Source organism: Aeromonas sp. R5-4, from assembly GCF_040908215.1.
In the GTDB taxonomy this organism is placed as follows: domain Bacteria; phylum Pseudomonadota; class Gammaproteobacteria; order Enterobacterales; family Aeromonadaceae; genus Aeromonas; species Aeromonas veronii.
Genome location: NZ_JBFODG010000015.1, coordinates 1 through 18,696, shown reverse-complemented (window position 1 = coordinate 18,696; position 18,696 = coordinate 1). Strand labels below are relative to the sequence as shown.

Below are 18,696 nucleotides of genomic sequence, written 5' to 3'. Positions count from 1 at the left end.
CGGGTGTCGCTCTTGTTGTACTCGTTGGCACAAGTTAACCCTATGCAAGATAAACAACTCTCTACCGAGGAACTGATCGCCCAGGATGTGGGCGCTCGCCTGCCGCTGGGCATCATGGGCTGGCTCATCACAGCGCTGGCGCTGGCCTGGTCCCTGTTCCAGCTCTGGATCGCCTCGCCACTCCCCTTCATGGTGGGGTTTGGCGTACTCAATGACACCGAAACCCGCTCCATTCACCTCACCTTTGCCCTGTTGCTCGCTTTTCTGGTGTTCCCGGCATTTCGCTCCTCGCCGCGAGATCGGGTCCCTCTCGGCGATATCGCCCTCGGTCTGATCGCTGCTGGCGCCGCCTCTTACCTGTTCGTGATGTATGAAGCGCTGGCGCTGCGTCCCGGCACCCTCACCACCGCCGATCTGGTGACCGCCTGCATCGGCATTCCGCTGCTGCTGGAAGCGGCGCGCCGCGCCCTGGGGCCGGCACTGGCGGTCATCGCCATCGTGTTTCTGGTTTACAGCCTGGCAGGCCCCTGGATGCCGGGACTGCTGGCACACCGCGGGGTAGGTTTCACCGCGCTGGCCAACCACCAGTGGATCACCACCGAAGGGGTGTTCGGCATCGCCCTTGGCGTCTCCACCAGCTTCGTGTTCCTGTTCGTGCTGTTCGGCGCCCTGCTGGAGCGGGCCGGTGCCGGTCACTACTTTATCCAGCTCGCCTTCAGCCTGCTCGGTCACCTGCGCGGCGGCCCGGCCAAGGCAGCAGTGGTCGCCTCCGGCCTGACCGGTCTGATTTCCGGCTCGTCGATTGCCAACGTGGTGACCACCGGCACCTTCACCATCCCGATGATGAAGAAGGTGGGCTTCAGTTCAGAGAAAGCGGGGGCGGTGGAAGTGGCCTCCTCGGTCAACGGCCAGATCATGCCGCCGGTGATGGGGGCCGCCGCCTTCCTGATGGTGGAGTATGTGGGCATCCCCTATGTGGAGATCATCAAGCACGCCTTCCTGCCTGCCGCCATCTCCTACATAGCGCTGCTCTACATCGTCCATCTGGAGGCGCTGAAACTGGGCATGCAGCCCATCGGCAACCATCAACCCAAGCCCTGGCTGCGCCGCCTGACCGGCTTTGCCTTTGGCGCGGCCCTCATCAGCGGCCTGTCACTGGCGGTCTACTATGGCCTCGGCTGGCTCAAACCTGCACTGGGTGACTACGCACTGCCGGGGATCTCGGTACTGCTGGCTGCCACCTATGTGGCTCTGTTGAAGATCGCCGCCAGCAATGAACCGCTGCCTGCCGAAGATCCCGACAAGCCGCTCACCGAGTTGCCCAACACCCGCGCCGTGCTGCTCTCCGGCCTGCACTTCCTGCTGCCGGTGGTGGTACTGGTGTGGTGCCTGATGGTGGAACGCCTCTCGCCGGGGTTGTCGGCCTTCTGGGGTACCGTGATGCTGGTGATCATCCTGCTGACCCAGCGCCCGCTGCTCAACTGGTTGCGCAAGGACGGCAAGCACGACTACGGAACCGTCGCTGACGGCGTGGTGGATCTGCGGGAAGGGCTGGTCGCAGGTGCCCGCAACATGATCGGTATCGGCATTGCCACCGCCACCGCGGGGATTATCGTGGGTGCGGTCTCCCAGACCGGGGTTGGTCTGGTGCTGGCGGATCTGGTGGAGTTCCTCTCCATGGGCAACCTGCTGCTGATGCTGCTGCTCACCGCACTGCTGAGCCTGATCCTCGGCATGGGGCTGCCGACCACGGCCAACTACATCGTCGTCTCCAGCCTGCTGGCACCGGTGGTGGTGACGCTGGGGCAGCAAAACGGGCTGATCGTGCCGCTGATCGCGGTGCACCTGTTCGTCTTCTACTTCGGCATCATGGCGGATGTGACGCCGCCGGTGGGACTGGCTTCCTTCGCGGCAGCGGCCGTCTCCAAGGGCGATCCCATCAAGACCGGGATCACCGCGTTCTACTACAGCCTGCGTACCGCAGCGCTGCCGTTCCTGTTTATCTTCAACACCGATCTGCTGCTGATCGACGTGGACTTCGCCCACGGCGTGCTGATCTTCATTGTGGCGACCATCGCCATGCTGATCTTCGCCGCCGCCACCCAGGGCTGGTTCCTGGTGAAGAGCCGCTGGTACGAGAGCGTGCTGCTGTTGCTGGTCGCCTTTACCCTGTTCCGCCCGGGTTTCTGGATGGACATGGTGCACGACCCCTATCGCGAGACCCCGCCTGCCCAGCTGGCCCAAACCATGGGTGAAGTGGAGGCGGAGAGCACCCTGCGGCTGCGGATCCTCGGTGAAGATGCAGTGGGCAAGCCACGCAAGTTCACCCTGCTGGTCGCCGTACCGGATGGGGCAAATGGCGAAGAGCGGCTGGCCAATCTGGGGCTGAGCCTCTATGAGCAGGATGGCAAGACGCTGATCGACAACGTCGCCTTTGGCAGCCCGGCCGCCACCATGGGACTGGAGTTCGATCAGGAGATCCTCACCGTCAAGGCGCCGACCGAGCGCTGGACCAAGGAGTGGATGTGGATCCCGGGCTTCCTGCTGTTCGGGGCGATCGTCTGGCTGCAGCGTCGCCGCAGCGTCAAGGCCGGTTAATCCACCGGGCAGATGAGACCGAGGGCCGCTATTGCGGCCCTCTTTTTATTGCCTTGTTATTGCCTTGCCCTCTGCGGCTCTTGTGATGAGCAACAGTCATGGAAAAAGGTAAACGGTGGCGAACGGCCAAAAAAGTGGGGTGACATGTCCATGTCACCCCCTCGCAAATAGCATGTTCCATATTGGAGTCCGGCCACGCCGGGTCTCTGTTTCACTTTCCGATAGTTCGCGACCCATCTGAAGTGCGCGCCAATTGCAGCAATGCAACCGACCAGCTACCCGTTACAACCTTCGTCCACACGGCAGACAGGCCGCCGTGTTTGTCCTTGCAACTGAAATATTACGCATAAAAACAAAATAAAAAACGTTTTTATGCTAATTCCATTCACATCAGAGTACAAAAAACAGCCTTATCATCACCGCTAAATTGTTATAAAACAGCAAGATAGATTCATGCATGGTTATTCACCCGCAAAGGGCATCAGCAATGGCTTACAAGGCTTTGCGAGATCTCGCACAAAAAATGGCCGCCTCACAGCCAACGACGCAGGGGCAACCAGTCACTCAGGCGTGCTATCAGTCGCCTTGACCACCCTTCGGGTTTGTGCGGCAATCCACCCGCCTGCTCCTGCCAGCGAGCCAGCCACGTTCGCAGCGCCTCGCAGATCGGCGGGCAGTGCAGATGCAGCATCAGTTCGGTATTGAGAAAGAGCGAGCGGGGATCGAGGTTGAGGCTGCCGAACAGCGCCCGCTCCTCCCCCAGCAGGATCAGCTTGGCGTGCAGGCTGCCGTGGCCATGGTCAAACTCGGCGACCCGGATCCCTTGGCGCAGCAACCAGCCGAGATAGCGCTGATAGGCGCCATAGACCAGTGGCACATCGGTGCTGGCCAGCGAGTTGGTGAGAATGTCGATGGCGACCCCCTGCTGACGCAGCCGCGCCAGACGGTGCCGGAACCCGCGAGTAAGGATGAGGTAAGGGGTCACCAGCCCCAGCGAGCCGGGATTGTCAGCCAGCTGGCGCCAGAGCTGGCGGGCGGTGGTGGGGCGGGAGATCAGCCCCTTGCCGGGACGGTCGAACCACACCTCGGCCCGCCCCTCATGCCATTGCAGCGGCAAATCGCGCTCGTCAAACAGCGCCGCGGGCAGATCGTAGACCGTCGCTACCGCCGGATCCGTCATGGTAAACAGGAAGTCGTTGACCACCTCTATTTCGGCGGGCAGCAGCTCGCGGCGCAGCAGATGGCGGATGGGGTGACTCCAGCGGCTGTGCCAGAACTGCTCGAACCCCTGTGCCATCTGCTGGCACAGCCCCCCCTGACAGGCGAGCTCGAGATCCACGAAGGGCGCTTGCGGATCCAGACCGAAGTAGCGATCACCGATGTTGCGCCCGCCAATCAGCGCCAGCTTGCCATCCACCAGCAGCAGTTTGTTGTGCATCCGGTGGTTGATGCGGCGAAAGCTGAGCAGCCCCTCCAGCAGCAGTGCCAGCGGGCGCCAGCCCCGCAGCCAGAAGGGGTTGAACAGCCGCACCTCGATCCCCGGGTAGTGAGCCACCATCTCCAGAAAGCGGTTGTCACCGGCATAGAGATCATCCACCAGCAGCTGCACCTTGACACCACGCCGGGCGGCGTGAAGCAGCTCGCTCAGCAGCAGCTTGCCGCTGCTGTCCTCCTCCCAGCTGTAGTACTGCGCCTGGATCCGCTCGCGGGCATGACGGATCCAGTGGCAGCGCACCTTGAGCGCCAGCAGGGGATCATCGATCAGGGCAAAGGATCCGGGGATCATGGTGTCATCCTGCTGTCATGGCCGGGTGTCATAACGCTGGCGAGCCTCTTCACATATTCAAAAGGAGTTGCTGATGGAACTGCATGATACCCCGATGTTGCGCTATCTGGGCCAGCTCAGCCAGCCAGATCTCATCCCAGCCACCGGCCCTGCTCACTGGTTTTTGCAACACAGGGACGGTGGCTGGCAATTGCCGACCGTGCAGGCGACCCTGCCGGTCAACCGGCTCAGGGCTGAGCCGCTTCGATAGCGGCAGCCTTGCCCTCGATCTGGGGCAGGCTGAAACGATAGGCTACGTAGTACTTGTAGATGGTACCGACATAGTTGATCGGCCCCTGTCCGACTTCGTTGGCCACCAGCTGATCCACGTTGCCGAACCAGACGTTGGGATCGAGCCCCAGCTTCTCCGCCTTGCCTCGCAGCGCCTGCACCCGGTTTGGCCCGGCGTTGTAGGCGGCGAGGGCAAACAGGTGGCGGTTGAGCCGATCCAGCTTGGGATCATTGAAGTAGGTATCGAGGATCAACCGCATGTAGCGACAGGCGGCCTCCACATTGCCCTCCAGCGTGGTGAGTCTGGCGCCGTTGATGCCGACTTCCCGCCCCGTACTAGGCAGCAACTGCATGAGGCCCACGGCCCCCTTGGGCGAACGCGCCTTGGGATTGAGGCCGGACTCCTTGTAGCCAAGCGCCGCCAGCATCAGCCAGTCGAGATCGTATTGATTGGCGTACTTCTCCAGCACCTTGCGAATGGTCGCGAGGCGCCCCATAGGGTCCGGCGCCAGGATATTGCTCATCTGATCGCTGCGAACCAGCAACCGGCGCAGGGTCATGTCGCTGTAAAGGCTGTTGCGGCTGACACTCGCCAGATAGCCATTGACCGCCTTGAGCAGCTCGGGGCTGTTCTTGCGCAGCGCCCAGGCGCTGGTGCCGTTGCTGCGCAGGGGGATCAACTTGTGAGCCTTGAGGCCGGAGATCATGCCACCCAGCCAGATCCGTCCCTTGTAGCTGTCGGTCACCGTCAGGGGAATAATGCCAGCGGCCACCATCTCCAGCAGATCGCCATCCTGTAGATATTCGGGCACCGTCTCGATATAGACGGGGGGCAGCCCCAGCTCGCGAAACAGCCAGTTGAGCTGGCGCAGACTCTCGTAGTAGCTGGAGCTGGCACGCACCCAGACCCGCCTGCCGGAGAGCTGGGTAATGCGGCTGAAGGCGGGCAGGCTCTGCTGGCTCACCACCCACTCCTCGATGGATGAAATGAGCGGCCGGGAGAAGGCCACCTGTTCACGCCGGGTCGGGGTCACCGTCATGGTCGCCGCCACCAGATCGCCACGCCCCTCGGTCAGATAGTCCAGCAGCTTGTCCTGCCGCACCGGGATGTAGACCACCTTGAGTTTGACCTTCTCTTTGGCGAGATAGGTCTTGTTCAGCCAGCGCTCGAACCCTTGCAGCTGATTGACCAGAATGCCGTACTGGGCGCCGCGATCGAGAAAATAGAAGCCGCGCTCATAGACCACCAGCGCCCTGAGTTCGCGCTTTTGCAGAATGCTTTCGAGGTCCCCGGGTTGGGGCAGACGCTGTGGCTTGAGTTCAGCCGCCAGCAGGGGAAAACAACAGAGGGCCAGCAGAGCCCAGATCCAGCGTCGCATCACGATGGCTGCCCATGTGATGACGTCACACCTGCTGCCTGTTGGCAGCACGGATCACGATAGAGGGTGGGATTGGGGGCAGAGATCCATCGCTGCGTCATGATGTTTGCGCCTTCTGTTGGCCGACTCGCGCCGGGCAAAAACGTCTGTGGGATAGAGTAACTATAGAACGCCGACCCACAGCAGAAGGGTCAACACGGCAGGCAAACCTGCCGCGTTATCAGACAACTCAGATAGAGCGGGCCCGCATTTCGAAAATCAGTTTTTCGGCGGTGCAGGTGAATTGCAGGCGTGCTTTCAGGATCACACCATTGGCGCCCTGAGTCAGTTCGCTGCTCACTTGAGCTTCGGCAGTGACCTGTTTGGCCAGAGCTTCATAGGCAGCCAGCTTGGCGCAGGCATCAGCCTCGGCAGCGGCTTCAATCACCAGATCCATCACATCGTCGCCTTCGCCGATGATGGTGCCGATCTCGGCAAAACAGCCGCAGCTGTCACAGGTTTCGTTCAGTTCAACTTTCTCGTCTACAGACATTTTCTACTCCTACTGCTTATTTCGGATGATTTGCGTCGTCACGCATCGCCTTGCGAAAATCTTTGATGGCGGTACCCAGATCCTCACCTGCACTGGCAAGACGCTTGCTGCCGAAGACCAGCACAACGACCAGCAAGAGGATCAGCATATGCCAGATATGAATTCCACCGAGTCCCATAGGGATACTCCCTCACAAAGAGATATCTGTTACTTGTATCAAAATAGAGCGCAGGGATTGTTGGGCAAAATCAAGGCAGGTGCAAGTGAGCAAATAAATCATAGCCAAAAAATAGGGCGACCCTGAGGTCGCCATATTGATTGTGCTACATGTCCCCTCAACCGCTACATCCTGTACCAGTGGTTCATGCGAACCTGAGACCATTCGAGGATAAGATCGCCAAGATATGAAAACAAATGGTATAAATTCATCTTAGAATTGAAGGGGATTCATATCATGCTGCTGGAACAACTGGGTCGCATCGACCTCAATTTGCTGATTATCCTGCAGGTGCTGCTAGAAGAGCGCAACGGCAGCAAGGCGGCACGCCGCCTTCATCTGAGCCAGTCCGCCGTCAGCAAAGCCCTCGGCCGTCTGCGCGATACCTTCAATGATCCCCTCTTCATCCGCTCTGCCTACGGGCTGGAACCCACTGGTCGAGCCCTGACGCTGCAACAGCAGTTGCAACCCATCCTGTTGTCGCTGGACAACCTGATCCAGCCGCCCGAGTTCGACCCCGCCAGCTCGGAGCGGGAGTTCGTCATCGCCAGCATGGACAGCGCCTTCACCCTGTTTGCCCCGCTCTACCTGAGCGAGCTGAAGCGGCAGGCACCACGGATCCGCTTGCGTTACGAGGAGTGGACCGAGAACAGTCTGACCGAGATGAGTCAGGGACAGGTGGACATCGCCTTCGCAGTGCGGGAGAACTGCATCAGCTCCGATTATCGGCTCGATACCCTGCCCGACAGCATCTGTCAGCGAGTGCTGGCGGTCGATGATCTTACCTGTCTGGTGCAGCAGCACCACCCCGCGCTGCGGGAGCCCAACTGGAATCTGGAGCACTACCTCAGCTATCCCCATGTGCAGACTTACTGCGAGGGGCGGGACCGCTGGATGCTGGATCACAAGCTGGCAGAGCAGGATCTCTACCGGCGTATCGAGGCAACCGTACCCTCCTTCGAGGCGGCGCTGCGGATGGGGATGCACTCCGACATGATAGTGACGCTATCCCGGCTCTACGCCCGCCACGCCACCCAGGTCTATCCGCTGTTGCAGTTGCCGCTGCCCATCGGGTTGGACAGCATCTCCCATCTGCTCATCTGGCATCAGCGTCACAGCGAGGATCCGGGCCACCGCTGGCTGCGGGAGCTGCTGCTGTCCCTTATCATGAGCAAACTGGAACCCGCTGCGACCACTCACGAGTGACTGCACGTCCTCTCGGTAGGAAAAAAGAACGGGGCTCTGCGTAGCCCCGTTTCATTCACTTCTAGATGTAACCCACTCAGCCCTGACCGGTCACCGCCAGATAGTGATGCACCCCGTCCAGCAACATCTGGACCGAGATCATCACCAGCAGCATACCCATCAGCCGCTCCACCGCAGTGAGTCCCCGCTCACCCAGCAGCTTGTTGAATACCTCGTAGAACATCAGGATCACCGCGCTGGCGGCCCAGGCCATAAAGAGCGCCAGCGACCAGTCCACCATCCGGGCGGGCTCCTGATTGGCCAGCAGCATCAACGATGCGAGGATCGACGGACCGGCGATCATCGGGATCGCCATCGGCACCAGGAAGGGCTCCTCGCCCGCCGCCAGCCCGGTCACGCCCCCCTCACTTGGGAAGATCATCTTGATGGCGATCAGGAACAGGATGATCCCCCCCGCAATGCTGACCGCCTCCTGCCGCAGGTTGAGGAAGCCGAGGATCTGCTGACCGACGAACAGGAACAGCATCATGATGGCCAGCGAGAAGAGCAGCTCGCGCACCATCACCTTGCGACGTCGCTTGGGATCGATATGACGCAGGATAGAGAGGAAGACCGGCAGGTTGCCCAGCGGGTCCATGATCAGAAACAGCATGACTGCGGCAGAGAAAGTATCCATACAACGCCCGGGCTACGCCCTGAATAGGGAAAAGAGAGGGGGCGAAATATAGCAAAGGGCGAAGAATTGAGCGAGCGCCATGATGCGCTCGCAGCGGGATTAACCGTGGTTGCAGATCTTGTCGGCGCGGGTCTGGAAACCTTCGGCCGAGTCGATGAATTTGCCGCGGGCGGCCAGAAAGTCGATCAGCGCTTCTGCATCCATCTCGCTGGCGCTGCAGGTATGAAAACGGGCCTCGGCACCAAACCGCTCGGCCATCGCCTGTTTCAGGCTGGCACGGGTAAATTGCCCCCCTTGCGCCAACATCATTTCCATCACCTCATGACCATGAACCGATTGCGACATCTCTCACCTCAATAATTAACATATTTAATGCCAATTAAATATCTCCCCGCCCGGAGGGATCTTGATATAGGCCAATAAATTGCGCATTACCTGGTCAGGGGAGTGGTCACCGCCACCGCTTTGTCGATAATGTGGCAACCCGCGTCAGGGATCGCTACACTGGCGCCCCTTTTTGGCCATCGCAGACAATGTATAAGGATATTGGCGTCATGCTGTTCCATGGAGAGGCTCTCAAGCCCTGGCAGATCTGGACCCGCCGACCACTCTGGCTCAAGACCCTGATCGGCATGCTGACAGGGGTGGGTCTGGGCGTCAGCTTTGAAGAGCAAGCCCTGCTGCTCAAGCCCCTTGGCGTCCTGTTCGTCAACACCATCCAGATGCTGATGGTGCCCCTTATCTTCTGCTCGGTCATCGCCGGTCTCACCTCGCTGCTCAAGGGCAAAGCCCTCGATCGCATCGGCAGCAAGGCGATCTGCCTCTACTTCTGCTCGACCGCCATCGCCATCTGCATCGGCCTGATGATGGGCTGGCTGCTGGAGCCCGGCATGGGTGCCGACATGGGCCCCTATGAGCGGATCGGTATGTCGGAACCACCCACCCTGGCCAGCGTGCTGAGCCATCTGGTGCCGAGCAACCCGGTACAGGCGATGGTGGATGGCAAGATCCTGCAAGTGATCGTCTTTGCGGTGGCGCTGGCGGTCGCCCTCAATGCCAGCGGTCGCCGTGGCCGCCCCGCCATCCTCTTCTTCACCTCGCTGGCCGAGGGGATGTTCAAGCTGACCCAGATGGTGATGGCGCTCGCCCCTTATGGTGTCTGCGCCCTGATGGCCTGGATGACCGGCAAGTACGGTCTCGATCTGCTGCTGCCGCTGCTCAAGGTGATCGGCGCCGTCTACCTCGGCTGCCTGCTGCACGTGCTCGGGGTCTACAGCACCCTGCTGCTCCTGCTGGCACGGCTCAATCCGCTGCACTACTTCAAGAGCATCGTTGACGCCCAGGCGGTTGCGTTTACCAGCAGCTCCAGCAACTCCACCCTGCCCATCAGTCTGGCCTGCGCCGAGAAGCGGCTGGGAGTCTCCCCCGCCATCACCGCCAAGGTGCTGCCCATCGGCGCCACCATCAACATGGATGGCACCGCCCTCTATCAGGGAGTGACTGCGCTGTTCGTAGCTCAGGCGTTCGGGGTGGATCTGCACATGGTCGATTACCTGACCATCATCAGCATCGCCACCCTGGCCAGTATCGGCACCGCAGGCACCCCGGGCACCGGGTTGATGCTGCTGACCCTGACCCTGACGGCGGTGGGCTTGCCGCTGGAAGGGGTGGCACTGATTGCAGGCATTGACCGGATCCTCGACATGGCGCGCACCACGGTCAATGTTTCGGGGGATATTCTGGTGTCGGTTCTGATCGCCCGCAGCGAAAACGAGCTGGATCTGGCGACCTATCACGATGCCAGCGCAGGGGAAGATATCGAGTTCCCGCCGCGCTAGCGGAAGAAAGCTCAGCTGTCGTGGGGATCGTGGTGACAGCGCCAGCAGACGTCGAAGTTGGCGCCGTTCTCCTCCCCGCACTGGCCGCACAGCCAGCCGTTTCCCTGACGCTGCTGGTAACGCTCGATGACCCGTCCTGCCTTGCTGCGATCCTCGGCCCGCACCATCAGGGTCACCTGCAACATGTCGACCGGCAGTTCGCCAAGGGCGCCAGACAGCCCCTCGCCATTGAGGCGCACCAGCACGCCTTCCGCCTCCAGCGCCCCTTTCAACGCGTGCGCCTCCAGGGTGTGTGAGGCGCGATAGAGATTGATCCAGTTATCCATAGCTCCCCCTTACAACAACTTGTCGATGCCAAACTCGGCGCCGTTATCAATCATGAAATCGATGAATGCCCGCAACTTGCGCGGCATCAGTTGCCGCTCCGGAAACAGCAAATAAATCGGCACCCTGGGTTGCTGCCACTCTGGCAGCAGGATCACCAATTCGCCGCTGGCCAGCTCATCCTGACAGAGCATAGCGGGTAACGAAGCCAACCCCACCCCCGCCTTCGCAGCCTCTCGGGCACAGGTAATATTATTGACCCGAAAACGGGATGGGGGGTCAACCAGCACCTCTCTGCCATCCAGCTCGAAGCACCAATGAGAGGCGAGAAACCCGCTGCTCACCGTCACCCGCTCGTGGTTGGCCAGATCCTCCGGCCGCTCGATGACCGGACTACGGGCCAGATAGTCCGGGCTGGCACAGAGCAGCCTTCCGGTGCTCCAGAGTCGGCGCGCCGCCAGATTGGAGTCGCTCATGTCACCAATCCGCACCACCGCATCCAGCCCTTCGCTGATGGGGTCCACCACCCGGTTGGTCAGCTCCAGCTCCACCTGCAGGGCGGGATAGGCCTGCAAAAACTTGGCGACCAAGCGCCCGACCACCAGTTGCCCCGTCTCGATGGGTACCGCCAGTTTGAGGGTGCCGGTCACCTCCTGCTGGCTGGCGCTCAGCATCAGCTCGGCTTCGGTCAGGGCATCGACCGCCTTGCTGCAGTGCAGGTAGTACTTCTCCCCCTCCTCGGTCAAAGTGAGCTGACGAGTGGAGCGATAGAGCAGACGCACTCCGAGCCGCTGTTCAAGCTCGGCGATGCGGCGACTGACCATCGCCTTGGTCATCCCCAGCTCGCGGGCGGCCCCCGTAAACGAGCCCTTGTCGACGATACGCACCAGAATTAACGCGGCATTGAGATCCATTGTTGCACCAGTGAAACTGTATATCTCGTGAACCAATACTAATCGAAACAGTTGACCAGTGTTAGCCTGCGCCCCTTAAGTTCAGGAATCACAAAAATGAGTCAACACAAAAAAATTCCCCTGCTGGCAGCCATGATATTGGCGCTGCTCGGTCTGCTGTTCGCCGGTTACTGGTATCTTCACGGCCGCTATTTTGAAAGCACCGACAACGCCTACCTGCAGAGTGAAGTGACCGGGATCAGCTCCAAGCTGCCCGGCTATATCCGCGAAGTGCTGGTCACCGACAACCAGCCGGTCAAAGCGGGCCAACTGATAGCCCGTCTCGATGATCGCGAATACAAAACCAGGGTCGCGGAGGCCGAAGCCGACCTGCGCCTCAATCAGGCGACGGCCGAAAATCTGGCTGCCACCCGCACCCAACAACTAAGCCTGATCCAGCAGGCCGAGGCCAAGGTCGCCTCCGCCAATGCCGAACAGCTGCGTGCCAGCCAGCAGGTCAACCGGATCAGTCAGCTCAACCAGCGCCACTACAGCTCGCAAGACAGTCTGGACGAGGTTCGTGCCGGCCTGCAGGTCAATCAGGCGCAAGCCCGGGAGGCCCAAGCCGCCCTGCAGGCGGCCCGTGAGCGACTGCTGGTACTGGATGCTGAACGCAAACAGAATCTGGCCAAGTTGGCATTGAGCGAAGCACAACTGGAGCAGGCCAAGCTGGAGCTAGGTTATACCGAGCTGCGGGCACCGGCCGATGGCATCATCGGCAAGCGCAGCCTGCGGGAAGGGCTCTACGTCCAGTCCGGCATGCAGGTCGCCAGTTTGGTGCCGCTGCAGCAGGTGTGGGTCGAGGCCAACTTCAAAGAGACCCAGCTCGCCCATATGCAGCCGGGCCAGAAGGTCGAAGTGGTACTCGATGCCTACCCGGATCAACCGGTCGAAGGGATCATAGACAGCCTGGCCCCAGCGACCGGCGCCAAGTTCGCCCTGCTGCCACCGGAGAATGCCACCGGCAACTTCACCAAAATCGTGCAACGGGTACCGGTGAAGATCCGCATCCCCGAGCCGGGCCCGCTGGCAGGCAAGCTGCTGCCGGGTCTCTCGACCGAAGTGATCGTGGATACCCGCACTCCTGATCCCGTGGTGGCTGCCAACTGATGGAACCCATTCCACGTCGCAACTGGATCGCGGTCATGGGGGGCCTTATCGGCGCCTTTATGGCCATCCTCGATATCCAGATCACCAATGCCTCCCTGAAGGACATTCAGGGGGCCCTGTCGGCCACCCTGAGCGAGAGCTCCTGGATCTCCACCTCCTATCTGGTGGCGGAGATGATCGCCATCCCCCTGAGCGGCTGGTTGAGCCGAGGGTTGAGTGTGCGCCGTTACCTGCTCTGGACCACCGGCGCCTTTATCGCCGCCTCCGTGCTCTGCTCGTTCAGCTGGAACCTCACCAGCATGATCGTCTTCCGGGCGCTGCAAGGCTTCACTGGCGGGGCGCTGATCCCGATGGCCTTTTCCCTCATCGTCACCCTGTTGCCGTTACAGAAGCGGGCCACCGGCATGGCGCTGTTTGGCCTCTGCGCCACCTTCGCCCCCGCCATCGGCCCAACCCTCGGCGGCTGGCTCACCGAGCAGATGTCGTGGCACTACATCTTCTATCTCAACGTGCCGCCGGGACTGCTGGTGATGGCCATGCTGGCCCACGGGCTGGATAAAAAACCGGTGGACTGGGAGGTGATCAAGCGGGTCGACCTTATCGGCATCGTCACCATGGCGCTTGGCCTCGGCTTGCTGGAGGTGGTACTGGAGGAGGGCAACCGGGAAGACTGGTTCGGCTCAAGCTTCATCGTGCGGCTGGCGGTCATCTCGGCGGTTGCGCTGGTGTTCTTCGTCATCAGCCAACTGATCCGCCGTCACCCGCTGGTCAATCTGCGGCTGCTGCACAACCCGCGCTTCGCGCTGGCCTGCTTCGCCTATCTGATCCTCGGCATGGCGCTGATGGGCTCCATCTATGTGCTGCCGCTCTACATGACCCAGATCCACAACTACAACGCGCTGGAGATCGGCGAAGTCCTGATGTGGATGGGTCTGCCGCAACTGCTGGTGCTACCGCTGGTGCCCAAACTGACCCACAAGATAGATCCGCGCTATCTGGTGAGCTTCGGCTTCCTGATCTTCGCCGTCAGCTGCTTTATGAACGTCAACATGAGTGCAGACTACGCCGGGCCGCAGCTGATCCAGTCACTGATCGTGCGGGCGCTGGGGCAGCCCTTCATCATGGTGCCGCTCTCCCTGGTCGCTACCGCCAGCCTGAGCCACGACGAGATTCCCTCCTCCTCGACCCTGCTCAACGTGCTGCGCAACCTCGGTGGTGCGTTCGGTATCGCCATCATCGCGACCCTGCTCGACAACGATACCCGCACCCATGTGCTGCAGATTGGCAGCACTCTGGCCGCCAGCAGTATCGAGGGGCAGAGCTATCTGCTGCAGCTGGCCCAGAACATGATGGCGCAGGGTTCAGGCCCCGAGATAGCCCAGCAGCAAGCCCACGCCATGCTGGCCAATACTATCAACCGGGAAGCGGCCATCATGGCCTACAACCAGGTGTTCTACATCATGGGGATCTTCTTGCTGATCGCCAGCGGCCTGATGTTGTTGCTCAAATCCCCCGCCCCCCGGGCAGCGGATGCCGAACCGCTAGAGGCGTGAAAAACGCCGGGCATAAAACGAAAAACGGGCCAATGCCCGTTTTTCGTTATCTGTTACCTGCACTCAACCAGAAAGCGTTATCCCGCCAGCGACCCTGCAATCAGGAATTGTGCTGCGAAGTAGCTACTCATCACCCAGGCGCGGGCGTGGGGAAAGGGGCGGCGGAAGCGATCGAGCGCCAGCATGCTGTCGGAGAAGAGGAACATCAGCGCCCCCACCAGAGCGGCGGCAGAACCGGCAGTGAGAGAGGCGTGCCAGGCACCGGCAGCCACCCAGGCCATGCCGATGATCACCAGCATGTAGCAGAAGACCGGGATCCGCATCTCCCCCAGCTTGCCCCACAGCAGACCAAAGACCATGCCGGCGATCAGCAACAGCAGCAAACCATCCACCAGATTGAGCAACAACGGCCCCTGGGCAAAACCGACGATATAGCAGAGATGCGCGACAAGAAATGCCGCCAACCCCTGAATGAAGCGATCGCTTGGCAGCATCAGCAGCACATCGCCCGCCAGCGAGAGGCAGAGGCCAAGCAGGATCCAGGCGTGTGAGCCATCGTGGTCATAACTCTGGTAGCCGAACGCCAACGCAATGATAAGCAGCATGGTCAGCGGCTTGCTGATATAGAACTGGCGGCTGTCTGCACCGTAGGCAGCACGGATATGCCACCAACCTGAAGCGATGATCAAGAAACTCAATAACATGCCCTGCTCCTCACCTGTTGCTCGCAGTCATACGGCAACCGTTTTTATCATGGTGCAGGGTAACAAATTCCCTCCCCCAGTGGCAGGGGTGCTTATCAAATGGGCAGGCTAAGCCTAAAGTCTAATTGCCGCACCGAGTGGTTCAGGGCATAAGTGACGGGTCTGGAGGATCACCATGGAAGAAGCTATGAAAAACTATCTGCCCGCCATCGATATCATGATGTGCCATCTGGGGATCAGCTTTGAGCAGGCCTGCGAACAACTGGGTCTTAGCCAGCAGGAGCAACAGGCGCTGGATCAGTTGCAGCAACAGCAGAGCCAAGCCAACTAAGCCCTCCCGTTATTGGATATCATGATGCGCCATCCGGGGATCAGCTTTGAGCAGGCCTGTGAACAACTGGGTCTCAGCCAGCAGGAACAACAGGCACTGGATCAGTTGCAGCAACAGCAGAGCCAAGCCAACTAGCTTGAGTTGAATCATAAAAGAGAAGACCGCCAGCAGGCGGTCTTCTCTTTTAGTCTCTGTGATAACCGGACGGCATCATGCAATACCTGCCAGCAGGCGACTCCAGTTGCGTTTACCAGCGATGAAGCCGTCACGCAGGGCCCGATACTCCAGTTGCAGCTTGAGGCGGTCATAGCGCGCCAGCGCCTTGCGCTTGCGCAGGTCCAGCAGCCGCTTGCGACTGGCGTAATAGTGTTGCAACTGCTGGCTCAGCTTGTCGTACTCCTCCTGCAGCAGCGCCTGCCACAGTTCGCGATCTTCCTGCTTGCGCAACTTGGCTTGTGCCCGTTTCAGCTGCATCTGCAGCCGGGCTTGTTCGATACGCTCCTCCGGCGAAGATCTGAGATCTCCCGCCAGACCGCACCAGGAGGCGAGCCGGATCAACCACTTGGTCGGATCGAACTGCCACCAGTGAATGCCGTTGCGGTAATCATTCTCGAACAGGTGGTGAAAGTTGTGGTACCCCTCGCCAAAGGTGAAAAAGGCCAGGATGCCGTTATCGCGAGCGGTATTGCGATCGGTATAGGGCTGACTGCCCCAGATGTGGGCCAGCGAGTTGATGAAGAAGGTGGTGTGGTGCGTCATCACCATCCGCAAGACACCTGCCAGCAACAACATGCCGAGCATATCCCCGTGCCACAGGCCGAGCAGCAGCGGCAGCCCCAGATTGGCCGCCAGTGCCAGCGTCAGATAGTGACGGTGCTGAAACGCGACCACCGGGTTGTTCTGCAGATCACGCACATTGCTGTAATCGCCATAGCGATCTCCCTGATGCTCCCGCAGCATCCAGCCGATGTGGGAATACCAGAAACCGCGCCCCGCGCTGTAGGGGTCTTTATCGTTGTCATCCACATGACGATGGTGACGGCGGTGATCGGCCGACCAGTGCAGGGCAGAATTCTGCAGCGCCAACGCACCGCCGATGGCAAATAACCACTGCAAAGCGGGGTGCGCCTTGTAAGCCTTGTGCGACCAGAGCCGGTGATAGCCTGCGGTGATGGAGAGACCACTCTGGCAGAACAACAACAGGAAACTGGCCCACTGCCAGAGATCGTAACCGTGGCTCATGCCGTACCAGGGCACGACAATCAACGCCACTATCCCGGAGAGGGAGAACAGCAGGGTATTGGTGAAAATAATGGGGGGTCTGGCCATCTCATTGCATCCTTTCAGCGAACAGCTGTTAGCCATTTTCTATGGTGATTTCCTCACGGTCAATGGTAAAAAAGTAGGATACAAACCTGATCCTGAGGCGCCTTCGGGTTATCATTTGTCCTCGTTAAGCTGAAGGTGACTGATTTCGTGGGTATTCGCGCTCAACAAAAAGAAAAAACCCGGCGTACATTGATCGATGCTGCATTCAGCCAACTGTGCGCCAATCGGAGTTTCTCCAATCTCAGCCTGCGGGAAGTCGCTCGCGAAGCGGGTATCGCGCCCACCTCTTTCTATCGCCACTTTCGCGATATGGAGGAACTGGGCCTGACCCTGGTTGACGAAGGAGGTCTCACCCTACGCCAACTGATGCGCCAGGCACGCCAGCGCATTGCCGGTGGTGGCAGTGTCATCAGCACCTCGGTGCAGACCTTTATGGAGTTCGTCGAGAACAACCCCAACATCTTCCGGCTGCTGCTGCGGGAACGCTCCGGCACCTCGGCCGCCTTTCGTCAGGCGGTGGCTCGCGAAATCCAGCACTTCATTGCCGAGCTAACCGATTATCTGGAAGCCACCACCGAAGCACCACGGGAAGATGCCTACATCCAGGCAGAAGCCATGGTTACCATCGTCTTCAGTGCCGGTGCCGATGCGCTCGACATGACCAGCGAAGAGTGCCGGGCACTCTCCGACCGAACAATTCGCCAACTGCGGATGATCGCCATGGGCGCCGAGGTACAAAACCAGAAGCGCCGTGAACCTCACCCATGACCACAGGATGGAGAACGACATGCCTGAACAGCTTATGATCCCGAAAAAACCGCTCGCCATGGCCATGCTGATTGGTATCTGTGGCGATGCCTCTCTGGCCGTGCTGACCAACTCGGTCGTGCCTTTCTCCTTCTTTCCGCTGATTGCCCTCTGGCTGGCGGCCTATCAGCTGTTCCAGCACTATCGCCATGAACCCATGGTGGGCAACACCCCCATCTGCACCCTGCTCTGCTTCTTTATCGGTGTCTTCGGCCACTCCGCGCTGCTCAAGGTGCAATACCCGGAGCTTGGCAGCAACTTCTTCTCCCTGATCATGATGCTGCTGTTACTGGCGGCCCTCTCCATCAAGCTCGGCCTGAGCATTGGCAACAAAGAGAAGCCCTGATAAATAGACCGAGTGATGCTAATCAGCTGATAGATAAAACAAAGAGGCTTTCCCGTCGGGAAGGCCTCTTTGCTTGAACGATACCTGATTAATACGGCAATCTCGGTATTCCCAACCTAGCCAAGCTGCTGGGCTTCAAGATCTATGTGCAGATGGAAGAGGGGGTGGTCAATATGGGACTGTCCTGTAGTCAGCAAGCGACAGAAACCTGATTTGACCGCCTGTAGACTCGTTCAGGTGGCCGCAAATGAAACTCACGGAGCTCGGATATAGCCAGAAAATGGTGGAAATAATCGGCTATCTGGCACTCTTACTTGGCAGAGAAAAGCCAGATATTGGTGGTTTAAGGCGCTAAAAATACAAAAGCCCGGTTATGAAACCGGGCTTTGTGTTGGTTCTTGCGTACAAATCTGTGGGACTTATGGACAAAAACGCCCATAGCAAAAAGGCCTTCCCAATCGGGAAGGCCTTCAAATTAGTGGCGGAGCGGACGGGACTCGAACCCGCGACCCCCGGCGTGACAGGCCGGTATTCTAACCGACTGAACTACCGCTCCGCATTCGGTTAGCTTGCGCTAAATCATTTGCCGCTTCTTATGAGGTGTCATCCTCGCAGCCGGCTATGTGTTTTCACATCACCGTATAATTGGGTGCCTGGCAGTGTCCTACTCTCGCATGGCGAATGCCACACTACCATCGGCGCTACCGCGTTTCACTTCTGAGTTCGGCATGGGATCA

19 protein-coding genes and 1 tRNA gene are annotated in these 18,696 nt (G+C 59.9%); 9 read left to right on the top strand and 11 right to left on the bottom strand.

The features are described from left to right. Positions 1 to 42 precede the first annotated feature (42 nt). Positions 43 to 2,598: a TRAP transporter permease gene (locus tag AB5Y83_RS06955; protein WP_047434608.1), complete on the top strand. Its 2,556-nt coding sequence runs from the start codon at positions 43 to 45 to the stop codon at positions 2,596 to 2,598. Between the two features lie 532 nt (positions 2,599 to 3,130). Here AB5Y83_RS06955 and AB5Y83_RS06950 read toward each other — a convergent pair. After that, positions 3,131 to 4,384: a phosphatidylserine/phosphatidylglycerophosphate/cardiolipin synthase family protein gene (locus tag AB5Y83_RS06950; RefSeq protein ID WP_139730914.1), complete on the bottom strand. Its 1,254-nt coding sequence runs from the start codon at positions 4,382 to 4,384 to the stop codon at positions 3,131 to 3,133. A gap of 73 nt (positions 4,385 to 4,457) precedes the next feature. Between AB5Y83_RS06950 and AB5Y83_RS06945 the strand changes: the two genes are divergently transcribed. Then, positions 4,458 to 4,634, top strand: a complete 177-nt coding sequence (locus AB5Y83_RS06945; protein WP_005339947.1) for a hypothetical protein — start codon at positions 4,458 to 4,460, stop codon at positions 4,632 to 4,634. On the opposite strand, the gene AB5Y83_RS06940 is transcribed toward AB5Y83_RS06945, so the two are convergent. From AB5Y83_RS06940 to tatA, 3 genes are all read right to left on the bottom strand, one after another. Then, positions 4,612 to 6,033, bottom strand: a complete 1,422-nt coding sequence (locus AB5Y83_RS06940) for a lytic transglycosylase F (protein WP_021231555.1) — start codon at positions 6,031 to 6,033, stop codon at positions 4,612 to 4,614. The genes AB5Y83_RS06945 and AB5Y83_RS06940 overlap by 23 nt on opposite strands. Before the next feature lie 229 nt (positions 6,034 to 6,262). After that, complete coding sequence (locus AB5Y83_RS06935) at positions 6,263 to 6,565, bottom strand: YfcZ/YiiS family protein (protein WP_139442070.1); 303 nt, start codon at positions 6,563 to 6,565, stop codon at positions 6,263 to 6,265. Between the two features lie 16 nt (positions 6,566 to 6,581). After that, positions 6,582 to 6,743: a twin-arginine translocase TatA/TatE family subunit gene (gene tatA, locus AB5Y83_RS06930; protein WP_005339944.1), complete on the bottom strand. Its 162-nt coding sequence runs from the start codon at positions 6,741 to 6,743 to the stop codon at positions 6,582 to 6,584. 276 nt (positions 6,744 to 7,019) lie between these two features. On the opposite strand from tatA, the gene AB5Y83_RS06925 reads away from it, so the two are divergent. Next, on the top strand, positions 7,020 to 7,988 hold the full coding sequence (locus tag AB5Y83_RS06925; RefSeq protein WP_139442071.1) for a LysR family transcriptional regulator: 969 nt from the start codon (positions 7,020 to 7,022) through the stop codon (positions 7,986 to 7,988). Between the two features lie 76 nt (positions 7,989 to 8,064). On the opposite strand, the gene AB5Y83_RS06920 is transcribed toward AB5Y83_RS06925, so the two are convergent. Together AB5Y83_RS06920 and AB5Y83_RS06915 are read right to left on the bottom strand one after the other, a co-directional pair. Continuing rightward, complete coding sequence (locus AB5Y83_RS06920) at positions 8,065 to 8,664, bottom strand: YhgN family NAAT transporter (RefSeq protein ID WP_041202392.1); 600 nt, start codon at positions 8,662 to 8,664, stop codon at positions 8,065 to 8,067. Between the two features lie 99 nt (positions 8,665 to 8,763). Continuing rightward, positions 8,764 to 9,009, bottom strand: a complete 246-nt coding sequence (locus AB5Y83_RS06915) for a YecH family metal-binding protein (protein WP_005357633.1) — start codon at positions 9,007 to 9,009, stop codon at positions 8,764 to 8,766. A gap of 209 nt (positions 9,010 to 9,218) precedes the next feature. On the opposite strand from AB5Y83_RS06915, the gene AB5Y83_RS06910 reads away from it, so the two are divergent. Next, positions 9,219 to 10,502, top strand: a complete 1,284-nt coding sequence (locus AB5Y83_RS06910; protein WP_139442072.1) for a dicarboxylate/amino acid:cation symporter — start codon at positions 9,219 to 9,221, stop codon at positions 10,500 to 10,502. Positions 10,503 to 10,513: 11 nt separating this feature from the next. Here AB5Y83_RS06910 and AB5Y83_RS06905 read toward each other — a convergent pair whose 3' ends face one another. Both AB5Y83_RS06905 and AB5Y83_RS06900 read right to left on the bottom strand, forming a co-directional pair. Further along, complete coding sequence (locus AB5Y83_RS06905) at positions 10,514 to 10,828, bottom strand: DUF2007 domain-containing protein (RefSeq protein WP_005339933.1); 315 nt, start codon at positions 10,826 to 10,828, stop codon at positions 10,514 to 10,516. Between the two features lie 9 nt (positions 10,829 to 10,837). Further along, on the bottom strand, positions 10,838 to 11,740 hold the full coding sequence (locus AB5Y83_RS06900; protein WP_139442073.1) for a LysR family transcriptional regulator: 903 nt from the start codon (positions 11,738 to 11,740) through the stop codon (positions 10,838 to 10,840). Between the two features lie 96 nt (positions 11,741 to 11,836). On the opposite strand from AB5Y83_RS06900, the gene AB5Y83_RS06895 reads away from it, so the two are divergent. Then, positions 11,837 to 12,889 (top strand): HlyD family secretion protein, encoded by a 1,053-nt coding sequence (locus tag AB5Y83_RS06895; protein ID WP_005348510.1) that lies wholly within the window; start codon positions 11,837 to 11,839, stop codon positions 12,887 to 12,889. Further along, complete coding sequence (locus tag AB5Y83_RS06890) at positions 12,889 to 14,442, top strand: DHA2 family efflux MFS transporter permease subunit (protein WP_368174902.1); 1,554 nt, start codon at positions 12,889 to 12,891, stop codon at positions 14,440 to 14,442. Before AB5Y83_RS06895 ends, AB5Y83_RS06890 begins: the two co-directional genes overlap by 1 nt. Positions 14,443 to 14,519: 77 nt before the next feature. Here AB5Y83_RS06890 and AB5Y83_RS06885 read toward each other — a convergent pair whose 3' ends face one another. Continuing rightward, entirely contained in the window at positions 14,520 to 15,146 is a 627-nt protein-coding gene (locus tag AB5Y83_RS06885) for a lysoplasmalogenase (protein WP_139442144.1), read from the bottom strand. A 187-nt stretch (positions 15,147 to 15,333) separates the two neighbouring features. Here AB5Y83_RS06885 and AB5Y83_RS06880 point away from each other — a divergent pair, with 187 nt between their 5' ends. Then, positions 15,334 to 15,477 carry a hypothetical protein gene (locus AB5Y83_RS06880; protein WP_162182404.1) on the top strand — a complete coding sequence of 48 codons (144 nt, stop codon included), beginning with the start codon at positions 15,334 to 15,336 and terminating at the stop codon, positions 15,475 to 15,477. A gap of 210 nt (positions 15,478 to 15,687) precedes the next feature. On the opposite strand, the gene AB5Y83_RS06875 is transcribed toward AB5Y83_RS06880, so the two are convergent. Further along, complete coding sequence (locus AB5Y83_RS06875; protein WP_139442143.1) at positions 15,688 to 16,806, bottom strand: fatty acid desaturase; 1,119 nt, start codon at positions 16,804 to 16,806, stop codon at positions 15,688 to 15,690. A gap of 147 nt (positions 16,807 to 16,953) precedes the next feature. Here AB5Y83_RS06875 and fabR point away from each other — a divergent pair, with 147 nt between their 5' ends. Both fabR and AB5Y83_RS06865 read left to right on the top strand, forming a co-directional pair. Then, positions 16,954 to 17,574, top strand: coding sequence for an HTH-type transcriptional repressor FabR (gene fabR, locus AB5Y83_RS06870; RefSeq protein WP_005339921.1), 621 nt, complete (start codon positions 16,954 to 16,956; stop codon positions 17,572 to 17,574). 19 nt (positions 17,575 to 17,593) lie between these two features. Beyond that, a complete protein-coding gene (locus AB5Y83_RS06865) occupies positions 17,594 to 17,959 on the top strand; it encodes a YijD family membrane protein (RefSeq protein WP_139442142.1) in 366 nt (121 codons plus the stop codon). A 479-nt stretch (positions 17,960 to 18,438) separates the two neighbouring features. On the opposite strand, the gene AB5Y83_RS06860 is transcribed toward AB5Y83_RS06865, so the two are convergent. After that, positions 18,439 to 18,515 (bottom strand) — tRNA-Asp (locus tag AB5Y83_RS06860). Positions 18,516 to 18,696: the final 181 nt, after the last annotated feature.

Excerpts from the sequence above, each read along its gene's own strand:
- AB5Y83_RS06955 (WP_047434608.1), top strand. The coding sequence starts at position 43 with ATGCAAGATAAACAACTCTCTACCGAGGAACTGATCGCCCAGGATGTG.
- AB5Y83_RS06950 (WP_139730914.1), bottom strand. The coding sequence starts at position 4,384 with ATGATCCCCGGATCCTTTGCCCTGATCGATGATCCCCTGCTGGCGCTC.
- AB5Y83_RS06945 (WP_005339947.1), top strand. The coding sequence starts at position 4,458 with ATGGAACTGCATGATACCCCGATGTTGCGCTATCTGGGCCAGCTCAGC.
- AB5Y83_RS06940 (WP_021231555.1), bottom strand. The coding sequence starts at position 6,033 with ATGCGACGCTGGATCTGGGCTCTGCTGGCCCTCTGTTGTTTTCCCCTG.
- AB5Y83_RS06935 (WP_139442070.1), bottom strand. The coding sequence starts at position 6,565 with ATGTCTGTAGACGAGAAAGTTGAACTGAACGAAACCTGTGACAGCTGC.
- tatA (WP_005339944.1), bottom strand. The coding sequence starts at position 6,743 with ATGGGACTCGGTGGAATTCATATCTGGCATATGCTGATCCTCTTGCTG.
- AB5Y83_RS06925 (WP_139442071.1), top strand. The coding sequence starts at position 7,020 with ATGCTGCTGGAACAACTGGGTCGCATCGACCTCAATTTGCTGATTATC.
- AB5Y83_RS06920 (WP_041202392.1), bottom strand. The coding sequence starts at position 8,664 with ATGGATACTTTCTCTGCCGCAGTCATGCTGTTTCTGATCATGGACCCG.
- AB5Y83_RS06915 (WP_005357633.1), bottom strand. The coding sequence starts at position 9,009 with ATGTCGCAATCGGTTCATGGTCATGAGGTGATGGAAATGATGTTGGCG.
- AB5Y83_RS06910 (WP_139442072.1), top strand. The coding sequence starts at position 9,219 with ATGCTGTTCCATGGAGAGGCTCTCAAGCCCTGGCAGATCTGGACCCGC.
- AB5Y83_RS06905 (WP_005339933.1), bottom strand. The coding sequence starts at position 10,828 with ATGGATAACTGGATCAATCTCTATCGCGCCTCACACACCCTGGAGGCG.
- AB5Y83_RS06900 (WP_139442073.1), bottom strand. The coding sequence starts at position 11,740 with ATGGATCTCAATGCCGCGTTAATTCTGGTGCGTATCGTCGACAAGGGC.
- AB5Y83_RS06895 (WP_005348510.1), top strand. The coding sequence starts at position 11,837 with ATGAGTCAACACAAAAAAATTCCCCTGCTGGCAGCCATGATATTGGCG.
- AB5Y83_RS06890 (WP_368174902.1), top strand. The coding sequence starts at position 12,889 with ATGGAACCCATTCCACGTCGCAACTGGATCGCGGTCATGGGGGGCCTT.
- AB5Y83_RS06885 (WP_139442144.1), bottom strand. The coding sequence starts at position 15,146 with ATGTTATTGAGTTTCTTGATCATCGCTTCAGGTTGGTGGCATATCCGT.
- AB5Y83_RS06880 (WP_162182404.1), top strand. The coding sequence starts at position 15,334 with ATGAAAAACTATCTGCCCGCCATCGATATCATGATGTGCCATCTGGGG.
- AB5Y83_RS06875 (WP_139442143.1), bottom strand. The coding sequence starts at position 16,806 with ATGGCCAGACCCCCCATTATTTTCACCAATACCCTGCTGTTCTCCCTC.
- AB5Y83_RS06865 (WP_139442142.1), top strand. The coding sequence starts at position 17,594 with ATGCCTGAACAGCTTATGATCCCGAAAAAACCGCTCGCCATGGCCATG.